General features: G+C 60.5%; 7 protein-coding genes. 3 read left to right on the forward strand and 4 right to left on the reverse strand.

Going from position 1 to position 9,561, the window contains the following annotated elements; translation table 11 throughout:
• Window positions 1-110 precede the first annotated feature (110 nt).
• Entirely contained in the window at window positions 111-2,282 is a 2,172-nt protein-coding gene (locus JFT81_RS08105; RefSeq protein ID WP_201202751.1) for an ATP-binding protein, read from the forward strand.
• Window positions 2,283-2,378: 96 nt separating this feature from the next.
• Here JFT81_RS08105 and ycaC read toward each other — a convergent pair whose 3' ends face one another.
• Both ycaC and JFT81_RS08115 read right to left on the reverse strand, forming a co-directional pair.
• On the reverse strand, window positions 2,379-3,011 hold the full coding sequence (ycaC, locus tag JFT81_RS08110; protein WP_201226867.1) for an isochorismate family cysteine hydrolase YcaC: 633 nt from the start codon (window positions 3,009-3,011) through the stop codon (window positions 2,379-2,381).
• Window positions 3,012-3,162: 151 nt separating this feature from the next.
• Window positions 3,163-3,657, reverse strand: a complete 495-nt coding sequence (locus JFT81_RS08115) for an Lrp/AsnC family transcriptional regulator (RefSeq protein ID WP_201226868.1) — start codon at window positions 3,655-3,657, stop codon at window positions 3,163-3,165.
• A gap of 122 nt (window positions 3,658-3,779) precedes the next feature.
• Here JFT81_RS08115 and JFT81_RS08120 point away from each other — a divergent pair, with 122 nt between their 5' ends.
• A complete protein-coding gene (locus JFT81_RS08120) occupies window positions 3,780-5,240 on the forward strand; it encodes an L-lactate permease (protein WP_201226869.1) in 1,461 nt (486 codons plus the stop codon).
• Window positions 5,241-5,414: 174 nt separating this feature from the next.
• Window positions 5,415-6,164, forward strand: a complete 750-nt coding sequence (locus JFT81_RS08125; RefSeq protein WP_201226870.1) for a helix-turn-helix transcriptional regulator — start codon at window positions 5,415-5,417, stop codon at window positions 6,162-6,164.
• A gap of 221 nt (window positions 6,165-6,385) precedes the next feature.
• On the opposite strand, the gene JFT81_RS08130 is transcribed toward JFT81_RS08125, so the two are convergent.
• On the reverse strand, window positions 6,386-8,344 hold the full coding sequence (locus JFT81_RS08130) for a MacB family efflux pump subunit (RefSeq protein WP_201202747.1): 1,959 nt from the start codon (window positions 8,342-8,344) through the stop codon (window positions 6,386-6,388).
• Window positions 8,345-8,346: 2 nt separating this feature from the next.
• Entirely contained in the window at window positions 8,347-9,495 is a 1,149-nt protein-coding gene (gene macA, locus JFT81_RS08135; RefSeq protein ID WP_201202742.1) for a macrolide transporter subunit MacA, read from the reverse strand.
• Window positions 9,496-9,561: the final 66 nt, after the last annotated feature.

Genomic DNA, 9,561 nt, shown 5'->3' on the forward strand with positions numbered 1-9,561 from the left:
ACTGTTGCGGGTGCAACTAAAACATCGGCCGGCGTGTCAATGGTGGGATTCCCGATCCAGGTTTGAACCGTGTTTAATAAACGCCAACAAAAACCAACAAAGCCCGAGTGGTGAAAATTCTGAAACGGCTTACTCGCGAAGAACTGGAGGCAGAGCTCTTGCATCTGCGCCAGGTTCTGCAGAACAGCGCAGCAGCAACGCCGAACATGGCCGCCCAACTGGCCGCCAGCCGGGCGGCGCTCGCCAGTAGCGAAGCGCGTTTCAGCACCATCCTGGAAACCATCGAGGCAGCGTTCGCCATCGTCAAAGTCAAGTTCGACGCCGACGACCGCCCCGTGGATTACTGCTTTGTTGAAGCCAACCCGGCATTCGAACGGCACGCAGGCGTCAACCTGCGGGGTAAATGGGTCACCGAGTTCGCGCCCAATCTGGAGAGTTTCTGGTTCGAAACCTATGGCCACGTGGCCAAGACCGGAGAACCGGCGAACTTCGAGAATTACGCCAATACCTTTGAACGCTGGTTCGATGTGCGCGCCGTGCGTGTCGGTGACCCCGCCGATCGACAAATCGCGATCTTTTTCAGTGACGTCACCGAACGCCGAGCGGCCGAGGAACGGCTGCGGATCAGCGAGGCGGTAGCGCGGGAAAACGTCGAGCGCGTGCAACTGGCCCTCGCCGCCGGCGCCATTATCGGCACCTGGCATTGGGACCTGCCGACGGATCGCTTCACCGTGGACGAAGCCTTCGCCAGGGTTTTTGACCTTGATCCGGCGCTGGGCCACATCGGTCTGAGCCTGGAGCAAGTGGTAACCACCGTCCACCCCGATGACCGGGACGGGGTCACGGGCGCGATCAATGAAGCGATTGCCCGTGGTGGCGCCTATTCCCATCAATACCGGGTGCGCGGCGCCGATGGAAAATACAGCTGGATCGAAGCCAACGGGCGTGTCGAGTGCGCCGATGACGGTACCCCGCTGCGCTTTCCCGGGGTACTCATCGATGTTGAGGATCGGCGCAATGTCGAGGCCGAGCGAGATCGCGCGAACGCGGCATTGCGCGCGCTCAACGAAACACTGGAACAACGCGTATCCGCGCGCACGGCCGACCTCATGCAAGCCGAGGAAAAACTGCGCCAGTCGCAAAAGATGGAAGCCGTCGGTCAACTGACCGGCGGCCTGGCCCACGACTTCAACAATCTGCTGGCCGGCATCTCGGCCGCTCTGGAACTGATGGACAAACGTATCGGTCAAGGCCGTTTCAAGGACGTCGACAAATACATGGTGACCGCCCAGAGCGCGACCAAACGTGCCGCCGCCCTGACCCACCGCTTGCTGGCCTTCTCCCGCCGCCAGACACTCGATCCACGGCCGACGGATGTCAACATCCTGATCGTCGGGATGACCGAACTGATCCAGCGCACCGTAGGCCCCGGCATTCGTTTGAAAACGGTCGCGGCCGCGCAATTGTGGCCGACGCTCGTCGATGCCAGCCAACTGGAAAACGCCCTGCTGAATCTGTGTATCAACGCCCGCGATGCCATGCCTGATGGCGGGCGTATCACCGTCGAAACGGCCAATCGCGCCATTGATGCTGCGTCGGCCAGCGCGCTGGACATACCCGAAGGTGAGTACCTGTGCCTGTGCGTCACGGACACCGGAACCGGCATGGCGCCCGACATCATCGCCAAAGCCTTCGACCCGTTTTTCACCACCAAACCACTTGGCCAGGGCACCGGTCTGGGGCTGTCGATGATCTACGGGTTCACCAAGCAATCCGGCGGACAGGTGCGCGCGCAGTCGCAAGTCGGCCAAGGCACCACGATGTGTATCTACCTGCCACGCTACTACGGTGAGGCGCTGCAAAATCACGATGCCACGCACAGCACGACAACACCGCTTGCGAAACCAGGCGAGACGATTCTGATTGTCGACGACGAACCCACGCTGCGCATGTTGCTCAACGATGTGCTTGGCGAACTGGGTTATAACCTGCTGGAAGCCGGCGACAGCGTCGAAGGCTTGCAAGTCTTGCGCTCGAATGCGCAAATCGACTTGCTCATCACCGATGTCGGATTACCGGGCGGCATGAACGGACGACAACTGGCCGATGCGGGCCGGGCCATCCGGCCAAAACTGAAGACTTTGTTCATTACCGGCTACGCAGAAAATGCTGTCATTGGCAGCAGTCAACTCGGGCCGGGCATGCAAGTGCTGACCAAGCCTTTTGCGGTCGACACCCTGGTTTCACGGGTCAATAGCCTGATAGCCGCCAACGTTGAATGAGGCCCCCGCGATCACTCGCGCGGATCGTCGCCATCTTCTCCTGCAACGCAAAAAGCCTGCTTTTCAGGGCAGGCTTGGCGATGCAGCAATGCGTGATTACTTCTGCTGAGCGGTCAGCGCCGCGTAGCCATTCATCAGGTTGCGATAGTTAGGGATCCGCTGCGACAGCAGATTGCCCAGGCCTTCAATGTCGTTGCGCCAGTCACGGTGCAACTCACACGCCACTGAAAACCAGTTCATCAGTTGCGCGCCAGCCTGGGTCATGCGACTCCATGCCGCCTGCTGCACGGTGGTATTGAAGGTGCCGGAAGCATCGGTCACGACAAACACCTCAAACCCTTCCGCCAGCGCCGACAACGTCGGGAACGCCACACACACATCCGTCACTACGCCGGCAATGATGATCTGCTTACGGCCGGTAGCCTTGATCGCCTTGACAAAGTCTTCGTTGTCCCAGGCGTTGATCTGGCCTGGACGAGCAATGTACGGCGCATCCGGGAACATCTCTTTCAGTTCCGGCACCAGCGGGCCGTTCGGGCCTTGTTCGAAACTGGTGGTGAGGATGGTCGGCAAATTGAAGAATTTGGCGAGATCAGCCAGGGCCAGAACGTTGTTCTTGAACTCGTTCGGCGAGAAGTCCTGCACCAGCGAAATCAGCCCGGTCTGGTGATCGACCAGCAGCACGATGGCGTCGTCTTTGTTCAGGCGGTTGTAGGTTGGAGTGGTCATGGTGTGCGTCCCTTTTCGATGTTGGAAGTTGTTGTTGCGTTCAAGTTGGGTACAGATTACTGACGCATCGAACGGGGATAAATCAGTTGAAAGGCGTTTCACTGTCAACCCAAAAGGGACAATCGATATTACTGTTCGAACGCCTTGGGCGTCAGCACTGGCCGGCCCCACTCGGCACGTCCAGCCCGACCTTGACCCGGTCCAGCGCCACGATGGTCTTGAACCAGGTGACGTTAGCGTTTTCGGCAAACAGTTTCCGCGCCAGCAGCTGGTACTCCTGCATGCTGGCAACCGTCAACACGAGGACAAAGTCCACTTCGCCGGTGACGTAGTAGCACTGCTGAACTTCGGGTACGGCAAAGTGCGCTTTCATGGCCTCCAGCGCTTCGAGGCTGGTACGTTCGGCCATCACTTCGACAATGATGGTAATCGGTCGCCCTACCGCCGTCGGGTCGACAATGGCGACATTGCCGGTGATGACGCCCGCTTCTTCCATTCGTTTGATACGGCGCTGAACAGCGGCTGTGCTGAGGTTTACCTGCTCGGCCATCAGGCGCAACGGCGTGGTGTTGTCGCGCTGGACGAGGTCGAGGATGGCCCGGTCGAACTTGTCCAGTGAGTCGAAAGCTGCGAGGTTTTTGGCCATGGTCAATCCGTGAGAAATTTTCTCGAAAACTAGCAGAAAACCGCGACCCTTTATCTGATCGTGAGAAATATTATCGTGCTCGCCGCCTGCATTCGCAGCGACTCACACAGGATTTCATTGGCATGGTCGCTCTGTTTCATCTTTCTCCCGTCCTGTTGGTCACCGCCATGCTCGTCGTGCTGCGCCGCCCACCCGTACACGCAGCCATCGCAGGCACGTTGTTGGTGGTAGTGCTGTGGCTCGCTGGTATCGCTGATGCGTGGCAATGGGCGAGCCTGCTCGCCGCCGCCGAAGACACCGTCGTGCTGTTCGCCAGCACCGCTTTCGTGATTGTGCCGGGGCTGGCGTTCGTCATCGTCATCGAGCGTCTGGGCGTGAATCTGGCCCTGAGCCAATGGGTGCGTTCGCTGGGACTGGGACGCGGCGATCAACTGGTGTTCATCGTTCTCGGACTGGCACCGTTGCTGGAAGCCATGACCGGTTTCGGCGTGTCCTTGATCGCCACGGTGCCGTTGCTCTTGAGCCTATTCGAGCGCCGGGTTGCGCTGCGCATTGCCCTGACCGGCATGGCCATCATGCCGTGGGGAACGTTGGGCCTGGCCACGGTGATCGGCGCCTCGCTGGCTCATCTTGACGCGCGGGCGCTGGCGGCGACTTCAGCACTGACCAGTGCACCGGTGTTCCTCGTTTTGAGTGCGCTGGCGCTGTTCCTCGCCGGCGTGCGTGAGGCGCGGGAATGGCGCGCGCTGGGTCTGTTCTGGCTGGTGTTTGTCGGCGTGCTCTACGTGGCGAGTCGCTGGCTGGGGCCGGAAGTCGCCGGTGTCGCGGCGGGACTGCTGACCGCCAGCACCGTTCTGGCCAGTGGGTTATGGCGTCTGCATCGCCGCAGCAACGGCCACGGTTCAGTGCACTGGCCACGTCAGGCCTGGCCGTATCTGGCGCTGATTGTCAGCATTGTTGCGTTGAAAACCTTGTGGGCCCTCACCGCCTGGCAGGATCTGTGGGTCGTTCACGGTGCCCAAGTGACCTGGAAACCCCTGGCCTCGCCGGGTGTTGCCTTGCTGCTGGTGTTGCTCGGGCTGGAACTGCATCGGCGGAAAACACCGCGCTCAACGAGCCCCGACATCAGCCTGCCGGCAGCCTTGGTGGCGCGGGCCAAGCGACCGCTGCTGACGATTTTTTTCTTCCTGGCGATGTCGCAGATGATGGTCAAGGCCGGATTCCTCGCGGGCCTGATGCAACTGCTCGCCGGCCTGTCGCCCACCGCAGCAACATCTGTGGTTAGCCTGCTGGGCGCACTGTCGGGTTACATGACCGGATCGAACGTCGGTGGCAACGCGATCTTCATGCCGGCCATCGCGATGCTCCCGGACGCCTCGCGCCTGTTGCTGGCGGCGGCACAAAACAGCGCAGCAGGCCATGCCGCCCTGGGCTCGCTGTCGATTGTCATGTTGATTCTCGGGCTGGCCAAGACCCAAGGCACCGAGGAAGGCGAACTGATCAGGTTCGGCTTCGCACTGGCGTGCCTCAACACCGCGCTGGTGGCGGTGGCCGCAGGTTTACTCAGTGGCAGGATCGGATAGGCACGCGCCAAGTCAGGCTTGCGCGGTTATGAGCTAATAACGCCTTCATTAAACGGTCGTCGAAACGTTGTACTAGGATAGGATCGTCGTCTGGAAATGTTTTTGCCGGCCATGGAGCTTCACGCCGGTATTCCAGGGACGCGAGTACCCCATTGCAACTCATGGACGAACAATATGAACTCACACCTGTTCCCGCATATCGGCAAGGTCATCGCCAGCACCGGCAGCCGGCATTTTCCGCGCATGCTGCATGACCTGATCCTCACCCAACTGGCCGTCGATGCCACCCATATTCGGCAGATGCGTGTCGAGCCGGTGGGCCGTGCCACCCGCCGCAATGAACCCGAACCGTTGAAAGAAGCCGCGTTGCTCGCCGAAACGGTGTTTTCCGAGCACAACGCAGCGACCGCCCATGACCTGCCGAACCCTGATTCGTCGACAGTCACCGATGCCTCGCAACTGCATCTGACCCGGCGCAAGGACGGCTACCGCTATGTGATTTCGGTGTATCGCAACGATCAGTCGCAACGTTTTTCCGCGCAGGAGCGCAGCCGCCTGCAAGATATTTCGCCGCTGCTGCTGCCGATGGTAGAAAAACACATCTGTGCCCTGCAACCGGCCGATCCCGACTGCGAACGCCCGGCCGAGGCCACCGAAGGCTCGGGCATCGAGACCCTGCGCCTGCGCTTCAATGAGCGTTTGCAGCAATTGGGGTTGAGCCTGTCGAACCGTGAAAGCGAAGTGTGTATCGGCCTGCTCGCCGGGCGCACGGCCCCGGAGCTGGCCGAACAGTTGCAGCTCAAGGTCAACACCGTGGAGAGCTACCTCAAGCGCGCCGCGATCAAACTCGGCATCAGCGGGCGACATTCATTGATGCGCTGGATGTATTCGCCGCTGGAGACGTCTGCGTCGAGTGCGGCTTGATACACAGGGATTAGCGAGAGCTTCGGTTTTTTTCGGTGTGTCAGTGAGATTCTCCCCCTCACCCCGGCCCTCTCTCCCATAGGGGCGAGGGGGAAAGGGAGCCTGCCTTTGTGCTTTTCAAAATCCGAGTTCGACCCGGTATCCCACATCGGCGCAACTCGAAAGATCAGCACGCTCAGTCCCCTCGCCCTCCGGGAGAGGGTCAGGGTGAGGGGTAGCTCTTAATCCCGTGCCAACGCTTCAATCGGGTCAAGTCGCGAGGCGTTGCGCGCCGGGACGAAGCCGAAGACGATGCCGATCAGCGTCGAGCAGATCACCGCCGTGAGCACCGAGGTCAGCGAGAAGACCATCTCCCATTCCTTGATAAACAGCGAAAACAGATGCCCGATGGCATACGAGAGCGAAATCCCGATCGCCCCGCCCAACAGACACACCATCACCGCCTCCACCAGAAACTGCTGACGAATGTCCGACTGCCGCGCGCCCACCGCCATGCGAATGCCGATTTCGCGGGTCCGTTCAGTCACTGACACCAGCATGATATTCATCACGCCGATACCGCCGACCACCAACGAAATCACCGCGATCAGTGACAGCAGCAACGCCAGTGAGCGGCTGGTTTTCTGTACCGTCTGCAAGACACTGTCGAGGTTGTTGGTGAAGAAGTCCTTGCTGCCGTGGCGTTGCAGCAACAATTGCGTGACGTGTTCCTCCACCACCTTGCTCGGCTGGCCGTCCTTCATGCGCACGCTGATGCTGTCCAGATAACGCTGACCCAACACCCGCCCGGCCGCCGTTTCGTAGGGCACCCAGACGTTAAGGGTCTTGCCCGAGGCAAACAGGCCTTTATCCTGCGCCGCCACGCCGATCACCGTGCATGGCAGGTTACCGATCAGAATCACCTGACCCAATGGATCAACATCCTGTCCGAACAGGCGCTGGCGGGTGTTGTGATCGATCACCACCACCTGCGCCTGGCGCCGCGCATCGCTTTCGCTGAACGGGATGCCCGCCGCCATCTTGATCCCGCGCACCTTGAAATACTGATCGCTGACACCGTTGACCTGCGCATCCAGATCGATATTGCGATAGCGCAGCAACAGGCTGCGGCCGATCATCGGCGTGGCGCTGTCGACGTAGTACAGCTGATTCAGCGCCGTGACATCGGCAGGCGTCAACGTTTCGATGGACGCTGCACGCTTGTCACCGTAACTGCTGCCGGGATAGACATCGATGGTATTGCTGCCGATGGCCGCGATGTCCTTGAGCACGTAGTTCTTGGCGCCCTCGCCAACCGCCGAGATCGACACCACCGAGGTGATGCCGATAACAATCCCGAGCATGGTCAGCAAGGTGCGCATGCGATGGGAAATCAATGCGACCCAGGCCATGCTGAAGGCCTCCTTGAACAGTCCGAGACTGGCGACCAGACGCCGTGAGGCCGTCGCTTTCGGCGCCACCGGCTCGTCACTGAGCAAGTGCGTGGTGTCACGTTCGTTGGCGCGGTCGCTGAGGATTTCGCCGTCACTGACTTCGATGATGCGCTCGGCGTTGGCCGCGACTTTCGGGTCATGGGTGACCAGAATCACCGTGTGCCCGGCGGCGTGCAGCTCCAGCAGGATGCGCATCACTTCTTTGCCGCTGGCAGTGTCCAGCGCGCCGGTCGGCTCGTCGGCGAGGATCACTTCGCCGCCATTCATCAAGGCCCGGGCGATACTAACGCGCTGCTGTTGGCCACCGGACAACTGGCTCGGACGGTGCGTCAGGTGACCCTCCAGTCCCAGCCGTGCCAACAACTCCTTGGCCCGGGCATGGCGCTGAAGCTGAGGCGTGCCGGCGTAAATCGCTGGCATCTCGACGTTGTGCATCGCGCTCAAGTGCGGCAGCAAGTGGTAGCGCTGGAAGATGAAACCGAAATAATCGCGGCGCAATTCGGCCAGCGCCTGATTGTCCAGATCGCGGGTTTCCCGGCCATTGATCTTGTAGCTGCCGGCGGTCGCGTAATCGAGGCACCCGAGGATGTTCATCAGCGTCGACTTACCCGAGCCGGAGGCGCCGATGATCGCAACCATTTCCCCGGCATTGATCGTCAGGTTGATGTTCTTCAAGGCCAGAAACTCGCGATCGCCGGCGGTGAAACTGCGGGTGATACCGGTGAGCTGTAACAGGGGCTCAGTCATGCTCAGGCCCCCGCCACATTGGTCAGCGGATCACCGATGACCACGCGATCGCCTTCAGCCAGACCGCCATTGATCTGCACTTTGACGTTGTTGTTGATCCCGGTCTGCACATTGCGCGACTGCGCGTGGCCCTTTCCGTCCAGTACACGCACCGGAAAACTGCCGTCGGCGTTACGTGGCCCGAGCGCCGCCACCGGCACGGTCAGCACCGACTTGGCGGTGTCGAGGACGATACGCACCTGCGCGGTCATCGAAATACGCAGGCGATGGTCGGGATTCGGCACCTCGAACAGCGCGTTGTAAAACACCGCAGCGCTCTGTTTCGGCGTGCCGGTGGGTGCCGTTTCGAGAAAATTCTGCGGTGCCGGTTCCGTGCCGCGCAGCTTGGCGTAATAGCGTTTGTCTTCGCCAAGAATGGTGAAATACACCTCCTGCCCCGGCGCAATGTGAATCACATCGGCTTCCGAGACTTGCGCCTTGACTGTCATGGTGTCCAGATCTGCCAGCTTCAGCAGGATCGGCGCCAGTTGGTTGGCGATCACCGTCTGCCCTTCCTGCGTGACGACCCCGACCACGTCGCCATCGATCGGCGCGACAATCCGTGTGTACGCCAGATTGACCTTGGCCGTGTCGATCTGGATGTGCGCGCTCTTGATCTGCGCATCCAGCGACATCAGGTTGGCCTGCTGCACCCGGTAGTTCGACTCGGCGGTTTCAAAATCCTGGCGCGAGATCGACGCATCCTCCTGCAGGTTCTGATAACGCTGGTAAATCGCCTTGGTCTGCGTGAGCTGGGCTTGCGTGGCGCGTTTCTGCGCTTGCAGGTTTTCCTCATCGACCTGAGCCTGACGCAAGGTGTTTTGCAGCACCAGCGGATCGATCTCCGCCAGCCACTGACCTTTTTTCACCTTGTCGCCGACCTTGACCTTCAGCGATTTCAGTTGGCCGGAGACCTGCGCACCGACATCAACCTGTTTGATCCCTTCGAGCACGCCGGTGGCCAGCACCGCGTTCTCGATGTCATCGCGTTCGACCGTGGCGGTCAGGTACTGCGGCGCCTCTGCCGGTGCCTGCACCGTGTAAAACACCAACCCCGCCACCACTGCCAACGCCAATCCCATACCGACTTTGCGCCACTTCGACTTTTCCATAAATAACCACAAGTCCGTTCAGGATTGAGCCCGGCGCGACGCCGGGCTCTGGTAGATAAACAACGA

The sequence above is a fragment of the Pseudomonas sp. TH43 genome (assembly GCF_016650635.1).
Taxonomy (GTDB): Bacteria; Pseudomonadota; Gammaproteobacteria; order Pseudomonadales; family Pseudomonadaceae; genus Aquipseudomonas.

Coding starts and splice junctions, on each gene's coding strand:
- ycaC (WP_201226867.1), bottom strand. CDS start 3,011: ATGACCACTCCAACCTACAACCGCCTGAACAAAGACGACGCCATCGTG.
- JFT81_RS08115 (WP_201226868.1), bottom strand. CDS start 3,657: ATGGCCAAAAACCTCGCAGCTTTCGACTCACTGGACAAGTTCGACCGG.
- JFT81_RS08120 (WP_201226869.1), top strand. CDS start 3,780: ATGGTCGCTCTGTTTCATCTTTCTCCCGTCCTGTTGGTCACCGCCATG.
- JFT81_RS08125 (WP_201226870.1), top strand. CDS start 5,415: ATGAACTCACACCTGTTCCCGCATATCGGCAAGGTCATCGCCAGCACC.
- JFT81_RS08130 (WP_201202747.1), bottom strand. CDS start 8,344: ATGACTGAGCCCCTGTTACAGCTCACCGGTATCACCCGCAGTTTCACC.
- macA (WP_201202742.1), bottom strand. CDS start 9,495: ATGGAAAAGTCGAAGTGGCGCAAAGTCGGTATGGGATTGGCGTTGGCA.